Consider the following 17,404-nt stretch of genomic DNA (forward strand, 5'->3'; position numbering starts at 1 on the left):
TGGTTTTAATGTTTGGATTAATAAAAATTACATACCATTATATATGAAAATTAAACAATTATTTTATCTGGGGATATTCATTATATCCGTTTCCTCCGGGAAAGCACAGGACTTTTTTACAGTAATCAGTGAGAGGTCCATCAAAGCAGATCCGAAAAACAGAACTGTACAACCGGAAAAGTCACTTACCTATACCTTGGATGTGGCCGGAATGAAAAGTTATTTCAATTCTGTTCCGGAACTGAAAGACAGTGACCGCAAAGAAAATGCTCCGATTATTGTTCTTCCAATGCCAGATGGTACGAAAGCCAAATTCAGAATCTGGAAATCTTCCGTGATGGCTCCGGAATTAGCCAGCAAGTTTCCTCAGATTGTCACTTTTACCGGACAGGGAATTGATGACAGGTATGCAACCCTAAAACTTGATTTTACAGAGTTAGGATTTCATGCGCAGATAAAATCTATAGTCGCAGGTGATTCTTATATAGATCCTTATGCAAAACAGGATGTCAGTAATTATATCATTTACAAGAAAAGTGATTTAATTGATAAAAATCCAAGAACATGTGGGCTGAAAGATGATCAGGATGCTCCACTAGAAAAAAAAAGCCAACAAAAAACCGTAGCTCCAAGCGTAGGAACTCAAATTAGAGTTTTCAGATTCGCAGTGGCTTGTACCCATCAGTATGCAATTGCAGCAACGGGTTCTGCAACTCCTACAGTAGCACAGACTCTTTCAGCCATTGTAACCTCTGTAAACAGAGTGAATGGAGTATATGAACAGGAAGTTGCTTCAAGATTGGTATTAGTAGGTACTGAAACCAATGTGATCTTTACCAGTGCGGCTACGGACCCTTTCACAGGAAATGATAGTGCGGGAACATTAATTAACGAAAGCCAGACCCAAATTGACTTACTGATAGGAAATGCCAATTATGATATCGGACATACCTTCAGTACAGGAGGTGGCGGATTAGCCGGATTAGGAGTAATCTGTAACAACTCTAATAAAGGAAGAGGAATCACCGGCTCACCAAATCCGGTTGGTGATCCTTATGATATTGATTATGTAGCCCATGAAGTAGGACATCAGTTTGGGGGGCCACATACTTTTAATGCAACAACAGGAAGCTGTGGAGGAGGAAACCGCAGTGCAACCAACGCTGTAGAACCTGGAAGCGGAATTACCATAATGGCTTACGCCGGAATTTGTGGAAGTACCAATAACCTCGCTCCTAACAGTATTCCGACTTTCCATACTAAATCATATCAGTCTATCACCACAAAAGTTCAGTCAACAACTTGTCAGGTAACACTTCCAAGCAACAATTTCGCTCCTACAGTCAATGCCGGAGGAGATTATACCATTCCTAAAGGTACACCATTTAGATTGGAAGGATCTGCTACAGATTTAGATAACAATCCTCTTACTTACAGCTGGGAACAGAATGATGTAGGACCTGCGGGTGACTGGAATGCACCAACATTAAATGCACCTCTGTTCCGATCATACGTACCTGTAACCGTTCCTTACAGATATTTCCCAAAACTTACAGATGTAATCAATGGAACTGTTTCCAAAGGAGAAGTTAGACCTTCTTATGCAAGAACAATGGAGTTCAGATTGACTGTAAGAGATAATAACGCGGGTTGTGCAGGAGTAGCCAATGATGATGCTATTATTACTGTTGATGGAAATTCCGGACCTTTTAACGTAACTGCACCTACTACAGCGGTAAACTGGGCAGGTAACTCTACTCAGACAGTAACCTGGGACGTAGCCAATACAACTTCATTTCCTGTGAATGCTGCTACTGTCAATATTTATCTTTCAACAGACGGCGGTCTTACCTATCCTACGCTGATCCTGGCTTCCACTCCGAACGATGGTTCTGAAACTGTTACTATTCCTAACGTAAATACGACACAGGCAAGAATTATGGTTGCTGCAGAAACAAATGTTTTCTACAATATTAATCCAATCAACTTTACCATTACCCAGACATTAGGCGTGAATGAAACCTCTGCCAATAAAGATGTATTTGTGGTATATCCTAATCCAAGTAAAGGACTTCTGAATGTGAAATTTACCAATTCAAATGAAGTATATGATGTTACAGTATATGATGTAAGCGGAAAATTAGTGTTCACTCAGGCAAATAACAAATTGAATCATGATAAAACAGGGTCTTTTGACTTGTCACATCTTGTTCAGGGAGATTATCTGATTAAAGTTAAATCTAAGAATCTTGAGAAAACAATCAAATGGATTAAAGAATAATCTATTTCCTTGATTCAAATAAAAAAAGACTGTCTTCAATAGAGGACAGTCTTTTTTTGGAATGTATGTTATTTTAAACAACTCTTAAATGTTGTTTGTTTTTTACCAGCCACAGACCAATGAAGGTTAGTAATCCGTTTAAAACAATGAGTTCTACTCCGATTTTATAATCGGTATAAGTAGTAACAGCCAGATTGATTAAATAAGTTAATACAGGTGCCAAAAGGGTAACCGTAAGGATGGAATATTTTCTTGAAATCTGGAACTTGGTGAAAATTCCAAAAGCAAAAAGTCCAAGAAGCGGTCCGTAAGTATATCCTGCAATTTCCATGATCAGATAGACGATAGATTTGTCATTCAATGCTTTGAAAACCATAATCAGGATGAAGAACACTACGGTGAAAATCAAATGCACCTTCATACGAAGGCGTTTCTTCTCTTTTTCAGTTTTTGTTTTATCTTCATTAAGGTTTAATAAATCTACGCAATATGAGCTGGTTACAGCTGTTAGAGCTCCATCTGCAGAAGGAAATAAGGCTGAAATTAATCCGATGATGAAAATAACAGAAATAGCCATAGGAAAATATCCCTGAAGTGATAAAGCGGGGAAAAGGTCATCTCCCATTACGTTTTTAATGTTTCCTGCTGGATCTTTAAATCCAAAAATATTCGTTACTGTTTCACCGTTTATAGTTCCATATTCTGCTCCATGCTGTAGAGCAAAGAGGTATAATAATCCTCCCAGGAATAAGAAGGCAAGGTTCACAATAAGAAGTGTTCCTGCAAAAGTCAACATGTTTTTCTTTGAATTCTTAAGATTATCCACAGAGATATTTTTCTGCATCATTTCCTGATCCAGCCCTGTCATAGCAATGGTAATGAAAATTCCGCCCAGAATGGTTTTCAGGAAAAAGGTTTTGGAATTCGGATCAAAATTGATGAAATGGGTGTAATTTTTCTGCTCCAGAATCGTATATGCTTCTCCAAACGATAAATTCAGGTTGGATAAAATATAAACAATACAAGCTACAAGACTGATGATCATAAAAGAAGTCTGCAGCGTATCTGTAATAACAATAGTTTTTACACCACCTTCAAAAGTATACAGAAGTACCATTAGCAGAAGAACAAGAGAAGTCACCCAGAACGGAACTCCCAATCCTTCAAGTAAGAATATCTGTAAAACATTCACTACCAGGTATAATCTTGCAGTAGCTCCAATTGCTCTTGAAATAATAAAAAAGATAGAACCTATTTTATGCGCTTCTACATTGAATCTTTTTCCCAGATACGTATAAATAGAAGTCAGATTCATCTTGTAGTAGAGTGGTAGTAATATTGCTGCCACAATGAAATATCCGATAAAGAACCCGATTACCATCATATAGTACTCAAAACCTCCATAGATATATTCTGAACCGGTCATTTTTCCGACAGTTCCCGGAACGGAAATAAAAGTAACTCCGCTTAAGCTGGTTCCTATCATCCCGAATGCTACGAGCCACCATTTACTCTTTTTGTTACCGATAAAAAAAGACTGGTTATCAGAATTCCGGCTGGTGAAATAAGAAATCACCAAAAGGCCGATAAAATAGACGAAAACAAATAGCAAAAGGATAGTTCCTGGATTCATGCTTGATTTTTAAATTTTAGCAAATATATAAAAAAGATCAGTCGTGAATCATGAATTTGAATTCCTGTTCGTGTCAAAACAAATTGTGATGGTTAATTTACTTGTAAGCAGTGATTTACTTTTAAAAACAAAAACCTTCCAGAGATCGATCTGAAAGGTTTGTATGGTAAGGGTGTAATACAGTGACTAATTCACTAAAACATCCTGAAGTTCCTCACTTTTCTGGAAACTTGCTTTAGCGAAAGGACAGAGGGGAATAATCTTCTTATCATTTTTTCTGGCAAAATCTACGGCTGCCAGAAGCATTTCCTTGCCTACTCCTTTTCCGTTGTAAGCTTCTTCCACCTCGGTGTGGTCTATAATAAATCTTTCTTCTCCGGCCCAGGTATAGGTCATCATTCCTGCGCGTCTTCCATCTATGAAAGCTTCAAAACTTCCGTGTTTTTCGTCGTTGTTTTGTTTTACTTCGATCATGTTATGAGAATTTAGTTAGTATTTCTATGTCGTTGGTTAATATTTTGTGAACAGGGCATGCATCCGCAATGGTGTGCAGTCTTTTACGCTGCTCATCATCCAGAATACCTTCAAAACTGATATCTCTTTTGAAGACCGCTCTTTTTGTTAATGGAAAGTTTTCAAGCTCTACTTCTACATTGATGTTTTCTATATCCCATTCCTTTCTTTCAATATACATTCTCAAGGTTGCCGCTGTACAGCTTGCCAGTGATGTAGCCAGGATTTCCAGCGGATTGAAACCCTTGTTCTGTCCGCCTTTATCAATCGGTTCGTCCGTAATAATTGTATTCTCGCCGGCTGTTACTTCTGTATAATATTTTGTTTTTCCTAAACTTGCCTTTACTGTTACCGCCATTATTTTGCTGTATTGAATTTATAACTTAATGCACCTGATGGGCATAGGTCGATCTGATTTTTTAGTTCTTCGGGACTTGCGTTTTCTGCTTTTATCCAAGGTCTTTCTTTAGGATCGTAGACTTTGGGGAGTGTTTTTACACATATGGCAGAATGGATACATTTTTTAGGCTGCCAGATGACAGTAATGTTTCCGTTAGGATATTCGTGTGTTTCCATATCAATTTTCTTTTAATGTTTTTTCGATTCTTCTGTCCGGAATCAGCCATATAAGAGCCACGATATAATAAAAACCTATGGCAATATAAGGATAAAAAAATGAAGTAGCGATTCCCAGGACATAAAATACAATTGAGATATACTCTTTATATTTCGAATGGATGGCTTCTTTCAGTTTTGAATCTTCTCCTTCACAACGGATAATCACATGCTCCAGAATAGTGTAGGCAATGGCCGACATAATGAGCCCTATACCATAGACTGCAACGGGGTTTTTTGCAAAATTTGTCGTCCCGATCCATTCTGTAGCAATTGGCATCAGAGAAAGCCAGAACAGAAGGTGAAGGTTGGCCCAGAGAATGCTGCCATTTACTTTCTTTACTGTCTGAAACAAATGATGATGGTTGTTCCAGTAGATTCCTACATAAATAAAACTGAAAATATAAGCCAGAAACTTAGGAAGAAGAGGTTTGACACTGGCCCAGCTATTTCCTTCAGGTACTTTCAGTTCAAGTACCATAATGGTGATAATAATAGCAAGGACACCATCACTGAACGCTTCCAGTCTTCCTTTGTTCATTTACTTTATCTGATTTTTAAAGTTTTCTATTTTACCTTTCAGATCATTCAGCATATCGGGATTGATGACACCGCTTTCCATATCAAAGTTTTCATAAAATTTGGGCAGTGAAAAAGTGTCCTTGATATCTGCTGCAAACTGTGGAAAAAATGTTTTTGCTGTATTCATCACATTTCCACCTCCATAACCTCCGGGAGAGGTACTCATCAGAAGCATTGGTTTATTCTGAAATACTTTTACGTTAATTCTTGAAGCCCAGTCAAAAACATTTTTAAAAGCTGCACTGTAAGAACGGTTGTGCTCAGCAAGTGAGCAGATGATTACATCACATTCCTCAATCGCTTTTAAAAACTGGTGGGCTTCATCCGGAAAACCTTTCTTTTCAAGGTCTACAGAGAATACAGGCATCGTAAAATCGTTGAGGTCAATCAGATTGATTTCCTCATCCTGAAAATCTTTCAGAACAAATTTTACCAGTTCCCTGTTGATAGAAGTGGAAGATGTACTTCCGGCAAATGCTAATATTTTCATAGTTAATAATCTGAACTGAAGTTATTTTCTGTTTAGAATAGCCTTAGGAAGCGGCACATATTCGTTTTCGTCACCAGGAACCAGAGGAAATGCATCGTGATTCTGATCATTCCAGTTTACCTTTGCCTGATCAATTAATTCCTTGTCAGAGTTAACGAAATTCCAGAAAATAAAACGCTCTTCATCGAATGGTTCGCCACCGAAAAGATAAACCGTTCCGTTTTCACTCATCTCAAATTCGCAAAGCTTGGTATCTTTAGCAATCATCAGCTGTTTGGAACCATAAGAATTTCCATCGGTAGTTACTGTTCCATCCAGAACGTACATGGCTGCTTCTCCATAAAGATCTTTTCCAATGCTGATTTTTTTTGCTTCTTTTGTTTTAATTTCAAGGAAAAATAATTTGCTGTGTACCGGAACTGCAGATGTTCTTCCAAATGCTTCACCGGCAATTAATTTATACTGAATGCCATCTTCCTCCCACACCGGAATTTCATCTGCTTCAATATGATGAAAAGTAGGCTCAGACTGCTCAAGATGCTTCGGAAGACCTACCCAGATCTGGAATCCGTGAAGTCTTTTATCACTGTGTCTTAAATATTCAGGTGTTCTTTCTGAATGTACAACCCCTTTTCCGGCTGTCATCCAGTTAACAGCACCCGGTTTTATTTCTATAGCACTTCCAATACTGTCTCTGTGGAAAATAGAGCCTTCCAGCAGATAAGTCAATGTAGATAAGCCGATATGCGGATGTGGCGGAACATCGAGATTCTGATAATCTTTTAATTCTGAAGGTCCCATGTGGTCAATAAAAACAAAAGGGCCAACTGCTCTTTTCTCACGGAAAGGAAGAAGCCTACCTACAAGAAAATTTCCGATATCTGCTGCTTTTTCTTCAATAATAAGTCCAATATTTGACATGATGATGTGATACTTTTTAAAATGTTATTTAAATAAATTGATAAGTCCTGATGAAGGTTTAAAGTTTGTCGTAGCCTTCAAATCTCTCATCCACGATACGTTTCCATTCAGGGTGTTTCTTAATAAAAGCGAAAACATAAGGACAGAAGGGTAGAAGTTTTTTTTCGCTTTCTTCAATAAAATTCAAAGTTTTCTCTACTACTGCAGCAGCCGCGCCAGTTCCGGCTAATTCCGGTTCTGCTTCAGTATGGATTAAAGAAATCTGATGCATGGTTTCACGGTAATCAATAAATGCATAATGTCCGTTGAATTCTATTTCAAATCTTTTTTCGGCTTTTACAAGAGGTATATTTTCAAATTCTGGTTTCATAATATTTGTACTAAGGGTGCTGCATTTCCTATAAATGCAGGAAATTGCTTGTTAAGACAATTAAACCTTATAGGTTCATAAAACCTATAAGGTTTGCCATTATATAAAGTTAATAAAAAAAGGAATAATCGAAGATTAAGATAAATTTAAATCTTTAATCTTCCAGGTATCCGAATTTTCCGGTATTAAAATCCTCGAAAGCCTGCATGATTTCTTCTCTGGAATTCATCACAAAAGGTCCGTGAGGATAAATAGGTTCGTTAATAGGTTCTCCGCTGATGATTAAAACAACAGCATCTTGTTTGGCTTCGATAGTGAATGTTTCCCCTTCATTTTTAAACAGGGCAAAATGATCAGCTTTAACAGCTTCTTCCTCGTTAATAATAATACTTCCTTCAATTACCAAAGCTGCAGTGTTGAAATGAGCAGGGAAATTAAACTCTGCTTTTCCTCCAGCTTTCAGTTTGGCATTCATCATATGAACCGGAGTGAAAGTACTCGCAGGTCCTTTATGACCATCATATTCTCCGGCAATCACTTCTATGTAGCCATTTTCGCCCAGATCCACTCTTTCCATTTTAGAGTTTTCGATAGCCTGGTATTTTGGGCAGCTCATTTTATCTTTTGCCGGAAGATTCACCCAAAGCTGAACCATCTGAAAAATTCCTCCTTCTTTTGCCCATTCTGTTTCATGATATTCCTTGTGAAGAACTCCTTTGGCAGCAGTCATCCACTGAACATCACCTTCTCCGATCACACCGCCGCCGCCAGCGCTGTCATGGTGTTCTACTTTTCCGCTATACGCTATCGTTACTGTTTCAAAACCTCTGTGCGGATGTACTCCTACACCTCTTGGTCTGTCTGAACCATTGAAATGAAATTTTGAATTGTAATCCAGCATGATAAACGGATCCATTCTTTTCATATCCAATCCAGGAACTCCCGGAATGAAATTGTGAACCCTGAACCCATCGCCTACAAAGTGCGCAGGTTTTGGAGATACTACGATTTCTATTTTTTTAGTTGCCATCACATTGTTGATTTATGTAAACAAAATTACCATTGTTATATGCGAAAAGCATTGATCTGTGTTAAGTTCGTGGAAAAGGATGAAGCTGTGATCAGATCTGTTTAATCTTCCTTGGACTTCATATTCTTTCCATCCGAAATATGCAGCCTCCTGAACACGAATCCAGATAAAATCGTTAGTATTCCCACCGTAAGAAATGTAAGTCGGAAGGCATTATGGATTTCACCATTAATAAGATCTGTATTTTCAAATAACTTTAAAACAATCAGTCCGAAGGCAATTCCGAAGCCTATCGCCAGCTGTTGATTGACTGAGAGTAAAGAGTTTCCGCTGCTGGTCTGAAAGTTACGAAGATCGGCAATAGAAATAGTATTCATGGAAGTGAACTGAATAGAGTTGAAAAAACCTAATATTGCGATGATCGGAACAAACCAGTACAAAGATGTGTGTATATCAGGTATGGCAAGCAGGCATATCAGCGTTCCGATGATGAATGTATTAATCATCAAAGTCTGGCGGTAGCCATATTTATCTAAAATTTTAATAACATATGATTTTCCGAAGATAGCCGTCAAAGCCATAGGAGCAATGATCCAGCCCGAAGTGACTGCAGACTGTTTATAGGCAATCTGGATCATCAGTGGCAGTAATAGCGGAACAGAGCTGATTCCTAATCTGGTGGCAAGATTTCCCACAATGCCTACCCGGAATGTTCTCACCTGAAAAAGGTTTAACGGGAAGATAGGATTTCCTCCTCTTTTAGCATGCTTATAATAATAATACAGGAACAGGAAGCCCATTATAAATACAAGCAAAACAGGGGTGATATTCTGGATGTCCCCGAAAAGTTCCAGGGAAACAGAAAGCAGGAGAGAGGCTGCTGCAAAAATCAAGAAGCCCTTTAAATCAAAATCAACATCATCAGATTTGTAATTGGGCATAAATCTTAATCCTAAAAGAATTCCCAGAACTCCAATCGGAATATTGATCAGGAATATCCAGTGCCATGAAAGATAATCTACCATATAACCTCCGACCAATGGTCCCAATACAGGTCCGATAAGAGCAGGAATGATGGCAAAGTTCATGGCTTTGAGCAGTTCGTTTTTATCAAATGTTTTAATGAGTGCCAACTTTCCAACAGGCGTCATCAAGCTTCCTCCAACTCCCTGGATAACTCTTGAAATTACTAAATGAGTGAGATTTTGAGACATGGAACAGAACAAAGAACCCAGACTGAATAATACCAGAGAAAATATAAATATTTTTTTTGTTCCAAACCGGTCGGCAAGAAATCCGCTGGCGGGCATAAAAACAGCAAGGGTTAGAACATAACTGATGATAGCGTTCTGCATATTGAGCGGAGACTCATTCAGGTCTTTTGCAATAGCAGGCAGTGAAGTATTCAGAATCGTGGAATCCAGCATTTGCATGAAAATAGCAGTGGCCAGAATTAAGGGAAGTATTTTTTTTACGGAGGTCTGTTGTGTATTTGCTTCTGTCATTTTGTATCGGCTGGGTTGTGAAAAACTCCCAGACTTATTTATTTGAAGAACCGCTTACTCTAAGCGTTTTGATTCTTAGATAAAGAAATCCATATAAAATTAAAAAAGTCCTGTGAAATTTCACAGGACTTTTTGATTTATTTTCTAGGTTTTTCTACTCCTTTCCATTCATCACCGGCTTTTCTGTACTGGCTTAAGGTGAAAGTTTTGAAATCCTTTGTTTTATATTCGATGTTATCGGTATTCTGCTCAAAAGGCATGATATAATAATATTCAATGTCAGTTTTATCAGATTTGTTTCCTTTTTTTACAGAAGGAACATATTTTGAGAATTTATAGCTTGGAAGATATTGTTTCAATCTTGTGTAGAAAGCTTTGTCTTCTTTTTCGCTAGGGATGATATCTACAATATTCAGATCGTCTTTTTTCTTGTCAATCCAAAGATAATATGTCTTTTCTTCTCCTATATTTCTATTGAATGAGTTGAAAGCAAATAATTCCTTAGGCACAAGTTCCTTGATTTTTTCGGGATCTACTTTAGTATAATATTGACCTTTTGAAGGGTCTACATACGTTTCAAGGTTATACATTAAAACAGAATTGTTCTCGAATTTTTTATTTTTAAAATATTGATTTAATGATAATTCTGCAGTTGCTCTCAGCTCTTTACCTCTTGCATCCAGTTTTTTTGTCGGATTCTGAGGGTTTACATATTTTACAAATTCATATAAAACAACAGGTTTAATGTCTTTAAGGTGAGGATAAGTTTTCAGTTGCTCTGCCTTTACAAGCCAATAATATTGTTGATAGTAGTCATCTTTATCCTGGTCTTTCACACTCTTATAAGCCAAAGCAAGCTTCTTTGAATTCAGATATTTGCCATATTTTCCTTGTCCAAAAGCAAAACTTATGGCTAATAAGGCAAATAAAACAGTAAGGTTTCTTCTCATTTTTTTATAATTGATATTTTCGTTTTCCAAATATAATTATTTATTAGATATTATTTTGGATTGTGAGTTAAATTATGCCATATTGTTAGTGTTAATTCAAGAAAAAATCCTGTATTGCTACAGGATTGATAAATTATAACAGAAGGAGTTATAGGTTTGAATGTGAAAAATATACATGTAATTAGTGAATTTTGCTTTGCAAGTGAATTATTAACTGTCAATTTTTGCTTTGCAAGTGAATAATAAAGCTGTAATCCGTAACCCGAATCCCGCAACAAATTGACAAGCGAAGCGAATTGACGATTGACTATTCATCATCCCTTCCTAATACGAAGTCTCATGTACCTTCACCGCTCTTCCGCTTGGATCATTCATTTTTTTGAACGCTTCATCCCATTCCAGAGCAATAGGAGTGGAGCATGCAACAGAAGGAACTGATGGAACGGTAGCAGCTGCAGTTTCACTCGGGAAATGTTCTTCAAAAATAGTTCGGTATCGGTATTCTTCTTTGTTCTGAGGTGTGTTTAGCGGGAATCTGAATCTTGCGTTAGTCATCATTTCGTCCGTCACTTCTCTTTCAGCTACCTCTTTTAAGGTATCTATCCATGAATATCCCACACCATCCGAGAACTGTTCTTTCTGTCTCCAGACAATAGAATCTGGAAGAAGGTCTTCAAAAGCTTTTCTCAATACCCATTTTTCAATTTTTCCTTCAGCAGTACTGATCATTTTATCCTGAGGGTTAATCGTCATTGCAATATCCATGAATTCTTTGTCAAGGAAAGGAACTCTTCCTTCAATTCCCCAGCTCATCAACGCTTTGTTGGCTCTTAAACAGTCATAGAGGTGAAGTTTGCCTAATTTTCTCACAGTTTCATCGTGGAATTCTTTTGCATTAGGAGCTTTATGGAAGTATAAATAACCTCCGAACAATTCATCCGAACCTTCTCCTGAAAGAACCATTTTAATTCCCATGGATTTGATGACTCTTGCCAAAAGATACATCGGTGTGGATGCTCTGATGGTGGTTACATCATAAGTTTCAAGATGATAAATGACGTCACGTACAGCATCCAGTCCTTCCTGAACAGTAAAGTTAACCTCATGGTGAACAGATCCAATGTGCTCTGCTGCCTTTTGTGCAGCTGCAAGATCCGGAGAACCAACCAATCCTACCGCGAAACTGTGGAGTCTTGGATACCAGGCTTCCTGAGTATCGCCACTTTCAATTCTCTGGCGGGCAAATTTTGCAGTGATGGCTGAAATAACAGACGAATCCAGTCCTCCGGAAAGAAGTACACCATAAGGAACATCACTCATCAGTTGTCTGTGAACGGCATCTTCAAGACCTTTTCTCAGTTTTGAGATATCGGTTTCATTTTCTTTTACATGATCAAAGCTGTCCCAGTCTCTTGTATACCATTGCTGAAGTTCTGTTCCGTCCGGACTGAACATCAAATGGCCGGGTAAGAAAGTTTCTATTTTTTTGCAGATTCCTTCAAGAGCTTTTAATTCAGAAGCGACATAGTAGTTTCCGCTTTTATCCCAACCCTGATAAAGCGGACAGATTCCCATATGATCGCGGGCGATAAGATAAGTATCATTTTCGGTATCGTATAAAGCGAATGCAAAAATTCCGTTAAGTTTCTCTACGAAATCTTTTCCGTATTTTCTGTAAAGAGCAAGGATCACCTCGCAGTCGGATTGAGTCTGAAACTCATAATCCGGAAATTCTTCTTTAAGTTCTCTATGGTTATAGATTTCACCGTTCACCGCTAATACTACTTTTCCATCTTTAGTAAATAGAGGCTGTTTTCCAGAAGTAGGATCTACAATGGCAAGTCTTTCATGAGAAAAAATTACTTTCTCGTCCTGAAAAACTCCACTCCAATCCGGTCCTCTGTGACGGATTTTTTTTGACATTTCCAATACCTGAGGTCTTAATACTTCAGTTTTTTGCTTGGCGTCGAATAAACATACAATTCCACACATGATTTTTATTATTTATGGAACAAAAGTAGAAGGGATGTTTATAAATAACAATAAAAAATATTTAAAAACGAAAATTTTTAATCAATTAATATTTTAAAGTTAAAATTTTTAACTATTTCTTGAAATTAACATGTTTTTGATTAATTTTTTTCGTTGAGCCGAAATGGATGTGGTTTCCATACGAAATAAAAATGACATATTTATTAATCTATGGTAATTAATTATATGAATTTTACCCCTTACTTTGTGGCTCGAAATAATTTTTTTTCATCATTTGTGTTTTTACCTTCTTGCAATTCTCATGCAAGAAGGTTTTGTTTTTATTGTACTCCCAGTAAAGTTCCTGAAACATTCCAAGAACTGAAACTTGTTCCTTCTGTAGGTCCTTGAGGAATTTTTATCTGTATGGTATGTTTTCCTGCTTTCAAATATCCCAGAGGGATGAAATTAGGATTGGTAACGGTTCCCGGGCACCAGTTTGATCTGCTGAGGTCAGAGGATGAAAGTCCGTCCTGAAAATTTCCAGAGGCTGGATTGTATAAACGATACGAGCCACAATCTGTTCTCCATGGGATAAATGAAAATACAGGATTTCCATCCATCAATATAGAATTGGCTTTAGGAACGAATTCATCACCATTTTCCCAACCGCCGTGTCCTGTTGTGGTATACCTAAGTTGCGCATTTTTCAGGTCTTTATCTAACGTGAAGTCAACAAGAAGACCTTTGTCCTGATTAAACATGGTAGAGTAGTCCTGTCCTGCCATTTCCATAATATTTAAAGTATTAAACAAAGGAATAGCCGTATTGTTCTTATTTACGGTCTGATCACTTTTATGAATCGTAATATCAAGGCTTACTTTATGTCCTCCTTTATCATAATTGCCAATAAATGTACCTATCCAAAGTTCTTTTCCTGATAAAGCAGGTTTCAATTCTGTGATATCCTGTCGGTAAGGGCTGATAGTCTGCCAGTCTTTTCCTTTAAGCTGAATATGATTGAATTTCTGGATACCAAAAGCGGTAAAGAATCTCATCATTTCAATGGCAGGGCTATAATTGTCGGCAGCAGTTACTCCGTAATATTGTTTTCCATTTCCGTTTTCGTAAAGAGGAAGTGTTTTTGCTCCCTTTTCCAGACCGTCAAAAAAAGACTTTTCTTTATCCTGTGGAATGAAAAATACAGTTCCGGTTCTGTCATAGGCATCCCCATTGGATTGCTGCTTCAGTTCAACAAAAATATTTTCTCCTTCTGTAATAGTGGGGAATTTTATTTTTTTCAGAATGATGGTTCCGTTAGCGTATCTCTTGATCTGGTCATCAGATTTTGAGGCATCAGAGAAATTGATGGTTTCATTTTCAAAAACATTCAGTGTGGTAAATCTGCTTTTCCAAAGGAGATCTTTATATCCCAGCTGATCGGTTGTCTGTATGTTTCCTTTCAATATGTTTTCAATCCCTGTGTTCTTTATTTTTTTGATTGAGCTGGCTGTCGTTAAAGAATTTTTATTTCTCTCTATTTCCAGAACTAATCCTAAATTCTGTCCTAAAACAGAAGGACCACCTTTCAGTTTTAAGTCATTGGTGTACCAGATTTCAATGGTATTTGAATTGATTTTTGTAACCGCTTTTTTACAGTTGTATCCTAAGATCTTTTTTGTTTCATTGGTGAGTTCAAAATTCTGTTTTCCAACAGACTCTGTATCTGATGCTGAAATAATGGATCCTGGTTTTAAAAATGCATAAGAAACAATAGAGTTAGATGGCTTTTCTACCTTAGTGATCTCATAAGGATAGCTGCTTTTTTGTTCTTTGATCGTACTATTGAGAATAAAATTTTCTTTCTCATTGACCCAAATGATGGTAGAGGGCTGATCCGTTGATACCTTTCCGTTATAAGAACCAGTGTACTGAATTTCATAGGTCTGTGCAGAAAACAGACAGTACGCGAAAACAGCCAGAAAATTGAAAACAATTCTTGTATGCATAAATAAATGAGTTTGCTGCAAAGGTATTCTAAACTTTCTACAGCATCAAACCGGTTTTGATCTATACAGTTAGTAGGCAATGGGGTTGAAATGTTACAAAAATTGTTACATTTTTTCAGAAAGGTTTTAAAACAAAAAAACTACTCCGGAAAATAGAGTAGTTTAGTGTATTGTTGTTGGATTTAAATTAAGAAATTCTCTCAATCAAAGCCATATAGAATCCGTCATACCCTTCGCTAGGCATTACTTTTTCATCTTTAATCATCTTGAATCCAGGATTGTTTTTGATGAACTCATCTACCTGAAGATTGTTTTCAGATGGAAGAATAGAACAGGTAGCGTATACCATTTTTCCTCCTTTTTTAAGCATTTTAGAATAGTCCTGAAGAATTTGTTGTTGTTCCTTTTTAATTCTGTCAATAAAGTCCTGATCAATTTTCCACTTGCTGTCCGGGTTTCTTTTCAAAACACCAAGACCTGAACATGGTGCATCAATCAGAAGTCTATCAGCTTTTTCATGAAGACGTTTGATTACTTTATTGTCAGAGATCATACGGGTTTCAATATTGTGGGCTCCGGCTCTCTTGGCACGACGCTTCAGCTCGGCAAGCTTCCATTCGAAGATATCTAATGCTACAATCTGACCTTTATTTTTCATTAATGCTGCCAGGTGAAGTGTTTTTCCACCAGCACCAGCACATGCATCTACTACTCTTTGTCCTTCTTTTACATCAAGAAAATACCCGATTTTCTGAGAAGAAGCATCCTGAACTTCAAATAATCCTTCTTTGAAAGCGGTAGTAAGGAAAACATTTTTCTTTTCTTCCAGCTGAACAGCGTCAGGATAACCTTTAACAGGATAAGAAACAACACCCTCATCTGAAAGATCAGAGATAAGTTCTTTAGTGGTTGTTCTTAAAGAATTGGCTCTTAAAACCGTAGGAGCCTGTTCGTTTAAAGCAATCATTTCTCTTTCCCAGCTGGCACCCAGTTCTTTTTCAAGAGTTTCAGCAAGCCATTCAGGAATAGAGTGTTCTATTGCTTTTGTAGGAACAGTGTTCTTTTTAAGTTTGGTAAGAATATCGGCGATTTTGATTCCGTCAAATTCTTCGAATTTTTTATAATTGGTTTTACTCCAGAGTAGATACGCAATGATCAGTTTGTAGATATTGTTGGGTTTCACGCCTTCACCCATGTAGTATTCAAGGCGTTTTTTCCAACGGATAATATTGTAAAAAATTTCAGAAACAACGGCTCTGTCCTGGCTTCCCCATTTTCTGTTTGCTTTCAAAAGTCTTTCAATAACTTTATCGGCATATTTGTTTTTTTCAAAAAATGTCTCCTGTAAGGCATCGTGAATTCCGATTGCCAAGTTTCTGTGAATAAGTTCCATAAATTTGCTTCGCTGTTTGAATCTGCAAAAATACGACTTTTAATTGAGAGTTTGGAATTTGGAGTGGGAGAGTTGATGAAGGGGTGTGAATTGTGAATGATCAATTCGCTTCGATTGTGAATTTCGGATTTCTGGTTGAGAGGTTTGAGTAATTATATATTGTACAGATCAGTTTTCTAATGGAAGGGTGTGCATTCCCGATTCACTTTGCAAAGCAAAAAAATTGACTATTGACAATCTGAGATTCAGTAGTGAATGGTCTGTGTGTTTATTAATTTTTACAGGGTAGAAATAAATTTTAATGCTCAATTTGTAAAGGTTTTCCGATTATTTATATTTTTTATTTGTTGACGATAGCCTTTTACTATAAGACGTATAAACCAGTGTTTTTTGCTTAATGAAAAATATTTGCTGATAAAATATACACTGTTCATTACTATACTTTATTTTCTTTGCGGCAAGTTTATTTAATTTGCATTAATTCACTTGTGTGTGTAAAATTAATAAGCGCTTATGATCTACTATACTGAGCTTTATCTATTGACTTCAACCTTTAAAAAGTTCTACCTTTGCAAAAAATAAAAATATGAGTGACACAGTAATTTGTCCAAAATGCAGCTCTGAGTTTACATACCCGAGCGATAATATGATGGTATGTTCCCAGTGTTTCTACGAATGGGATCCGGCTGAAGCCGCTGCTGAAGGCGCAAATGAAGGAAAAATCCTGGATTCCAACGGAAATGAACTTCAGGATGGTGATTCTGTAGTGGTAATAAAAGATTTACCTGTAAAGGGAGCGCCAAAACCGGTAAAAGCCGGAACTAAAGTGAAAAATATCCGTCTGAGACCGGGAAGTGATCACAATATTGACTGTAAAATTGATGGTTTTGGAGCAATGGCTCTTAAGTCAGAATTTGTAAAGAAAGCATAAGAACTTCGTTTTTCTATGCCCTGAAAATAAAGAAAAGGAAAAAATTGGACAGTGTAATCTTTCAACAGACTTAATTGCAATATTGCTAATGTCCGTCTGGAAGGCAGAAAGAGAATTAACCAAAAATTTCCTTATACTTTAGAAATACAAATGTAAGAAAAAGTTTCATATACAGATTCTTATGTTTGTATTTTTTTATTGATAAGTGTA

16 protein-coding genes are annotated in these 17,404 nt (G+C 37.0%); 2 read left to right on the forward strand and 14 right to left on the reverse strand.

The features are described from left to right. The first annotated feature begins 43 nt into the window (after window positions 1-43). On the forward strand, window positions 44-2,281 hold the full coding sequence (locus tag RHP76_RS20065; protein WP_311228887.1) for a reprolysin-like metallopeptidase: 2,238 nt from the start codon (window positions 44-46) through the stop codon (window positions 2,279-2,281). 73 nt (window positions 2,282-2,354) lie between these two features. Here the strand turns inward: RHP76_RS20065 and RHP76_RS20070 are convergent, their stop codons facing one another. From RHP76_RS20070 to RHP76_RS20135, 14 genes are all read right to left on the reverse strand, one after another. Further along, window positions 2,355-3,914 carry a sodium:solute symporter gene (locus tag RHP76_RS20070; RefSeq protein WP_062675416.1) on the reverse strand — a complete coding sequence of 520 codons (1,560 nt, stop codon included), beginning with the start codon at window positions 3,912-3,914 and terminating at the stop codon, window positions 2,355-2,357. Window positions 3,915-4,100: 186 nt separating this feature from the next. Beyond that, entirely contained in the window at window positions 4,101-4,388 is a 288-nt protein-coding gene (locus tag RHP76_RS20075; protein WP_171006298.1) for a GNAT family N-acetyltransferase, read from the reverse strand. Between the two features lies 1 nt (window position 4,389). Then, the gene (locus tag RHP76_RS20080; protein WP_062675415.1) at window positions 4,390-4,785 is read right to left on the reverse strand and encodes an OsmC family protein; all 396 of its coding nucleotides are present in this window, start codon (window positions 4,783-4,785) and stop codon (window positions 4,390-4,392) included. After that, window positions 4,785-5,003 carry a (4Fe-4S)-binding protein gene (locus RHP76_RS20085; RefSeq protein ID WP_120233505.1) on the reverse strand — a complete coding sequence of 73 codons (219 nt, stop codon included), beginning with the start codon at window positions 5,001-5,003 and terminating at the stop codon, window positions 4,785-4,787. The genes RHP76_RS20080 and RHP76_RS20085 overlap by 1 nt, the downstream gene beginning before the upstream one ends. Window position 5,004: 1 nt before the next feature. Beyond that, window positions 5,005-5,583 carry a TMEM175 family protein gene (locus tag RHP76_RS20090; protein ID WP_062675413.1) on the reverse strand — a complete coding sequence of 193 codons (579 nt, stop codon included), beginning with the start codon at window positions 5,581-5,583 and terminating at the stop codon, window positions 5,005-5,007. Beyond that, a complete protein-coding gene (locus RHP76_RS20095; protein ID WP_120233506.1) occupies window positions 5,584-6,114 on the reverse strand; it encodes an NADPH-dependent FMN reductase in 531 nt (176 codons plus the stop codon). 21 nt (window positions 6,115-6,135) lie between these two features. Further along, the gene (locus RHP76_RS20100; RefSeq protein WP_120233507.1) at window positions 6,136-7,035 is read right to left on the reverse strand and encodes a pirin family protein; all 900 of its coding nucleotides are present in this window, start codon (window positions 7,033-7,035) and stop codon (window positions 6,136-6,138) included. Window positions 7,036-7,093: 58 nt separating this feature from the next. Further along, complete coding sequence (locus RHP76_RS20105; RefSeq protein WP_062675410.1) at window positions 7,094-7,405, reverse strand: GNAT family N-acetyltransferase; 312 nt, start codon at window positions 7,403-7,405, stop codon at window positions 7,094-7,096. 154 nt (window positions 7,406-7,559) lie between these two features. Beyond that, the gene (locus RHP76_RS20110) at window positions 7,560-8,435 is read right to left on the reverse strand and encodes a pirin family protein (protein ID WP_123278866.1); all 876 of its coding nucleotides are present in this window, start codon (window positions 8,433-8,435) and stop codon (window positions 7,560-7,562) included. Window positions 8,436-8,536: 101 nt separating this feature from the next. After that, complete coding sequence (locus RHP76_RS20115) at window positions 8,537-9,940, reverse strand: MFS transporter (protein WP_062675408.1); 1,404 nt, start codon at window positions 9,938-9,940, stop codon at window positions 8,537-8,539. A gap of 137 nt (window positions 9,941-10,077) precedes the next feature. Next, window positions 10,078-10,920, reverse strand: a complete 843-nt coding sequence (locus RHP76_RS20120; protein ID WP_065119676.1) for a hypothetical protein — start codon at window positions 10,918-10,920, stop codon at window positions 10,078-10,080. A 294-nt stretch (window positions 10,921-11,214) separates the two neighbouring features. Beyond that, window positions 11,215-12,882, reverse strand: coding sequence for an asparagine synthase B (gene asnB / locus RHP76_RS20125; RefSeq protein WP_288442671.1), 1,668 nt, complete (start codon window positions 12,880-12,882; stop codon window positions 11,215-11,217). Between the two features lie 320 nt (window positions 12,883-13,202). Beyond that, window positions 13,203-14,870 (reverse strand): GLPGLI family protein, encoded by a 1,668-nt coding sequence (locus RHP76_RS20130; protein ID WP_311228888.1) that lies wholly within the window; start codon window positions 14,868-14,870, stop codon window positions 13,203-13,205. Window positions 14,871-15,057: 187 nt separating this feature from the next. Further along, complete coding sequence (locus RHP76_RS20135; protein WP_062675404.1) at window positions 15,058-16,263, reverse strand: RsmB/NOP family class I SAM-dependent RNA methyltransferase; 1,206 nt, start codon at window positions 16,261-16,263, stop codon at window positions 15,058-15,060. Between the two features lie 586 nt (window positions 16,264-16,849). Here RHP76_RS20135 and RHP76_RS20140 point away from each other — a divergent pair. After that, window positions 16,850-17,194 carry a zinc ribbon domain-containing protein YjdM gene (locus RHP76_RS20140; protein WP_311228889.1) on the forward strand — a complete coding sequence of 115 codons (345 nt, stop codon included), beginning with the start codon at window positions 16,850-16,852 and terminating at the stop codon, window positions 17,192-17,194. Window positions 17,195-17,404: the final 210 nt, after the last annotated feature.

Source organism: Chryseobacterium sp. SG20098, from assembly GCF_031844745.1.
Classification (GTDB): domain Bacteria; phylum Bacteroidota; class Bacteroidia; order Flavobacteriales; family Weeksellaceae; genus Chryseobacterium; species Chryseobacterium cucumeris.

Coding starts and splice junctions, on each gene's coding strand:
- RHP76_RS20065 (WP_311228887.1), top strand. CDS start 44: ATGAAAATTAAACAATTATTTTATCTGGGGATATTCATTATATCCGTT.
- RHP76_RS20070 (WP_062675416.1), bottom strand. CDS start 3,914: ATGAATCCAGGAACTATCCTTTTGCTATTTGTTTTCGTCTATTTTATC.
- RHP76_RS20075 (WP_171006298.1), bottom strand. CDS start 4,388: ATGATCGAAGTAAAACAAAACAACGACGAAAAACACGGAAGTTTTGAA.
- RHP76_RS20080 (WP_062675415.1), bottom strand. CDS start 4,785: ATGGCGGTAACAGTAAAGGCAAGTTTAGGAAAAACAAAATATTATACA.
- RHP76_RS20085 (WP_120233505.1), bottom strand. CDS start 5,003: ATGGAAACACACGAATATCCTAACGGAAACATTACTGTCATCTGGCAG.
- RHP76_RS20090 (WP_062675413.1), bottom strand. CDS start 5,583: ATGAACAAAGGAAGACTGGAAGCGTTCAGTGATGGTGTCCTTGCTATT.
- RHP76_RS20095 (WP_120233506.1), bottom strand. CDS start 6,114: ATGAAAATATTAGCATTTGCCGGAAGTACATCTTCCACTTCTATCAAC.
- RHP76_RS20100 (WP_120233507.1), bottom strand. CDS start 7,035: ATGTCAAATATTGGACTTATTATTGAAGAAAAAGCAGCAGATATCGGA.
- RHP76_RS20105 (WP_062675410.1), bottom strand. CDS start 7,405: ATGAAACCAGAATTTGAAAATATACCTCTTGTAAAAGCCGAAAAAAGA.
- RHP76_RS20110 (WP_123278866.1), bottom strand. CDS start 8,435: ATGGCAACTAAAAAAATAGAAATCGTAGTATCTCCAAAACCTGCGCAC.
- RHP76_RS20115 (WP_062675408.1), bottom strand. CDS start 9,940: ATGACAGAAGCAAATACACAACAGACCTCCGTAAAAAAAATACTTCCC.
- asnB (WP_288442671.1), bottom strand. CDS start 12,882: ATGTGTGGAATTGTATGTTTATTCGACGCCAAGCAAAAAACTGAAGTA.
- RHP76_RS20130 (WP_311228888.1), bottom strand. CDS start 14,870: ATGCATACAAGAATTGTTTTCAATTTTCTGGCTGTTTTCGCGTACTGT.
- RHP76_RS20135 (WP_062675404.1), bottom strand. CDS start 16,263: ATGGAACTTATTCACAGAAACTTGGCAATCGGAATTCACGATGCCTTA.
- RHP76_RS20140 (WP_311228889.1), top strand. CDS start 16,850: ATGAGTGACACAGTAATTTGTCCAAAATGCAGCTCTGAGTTTACATAC.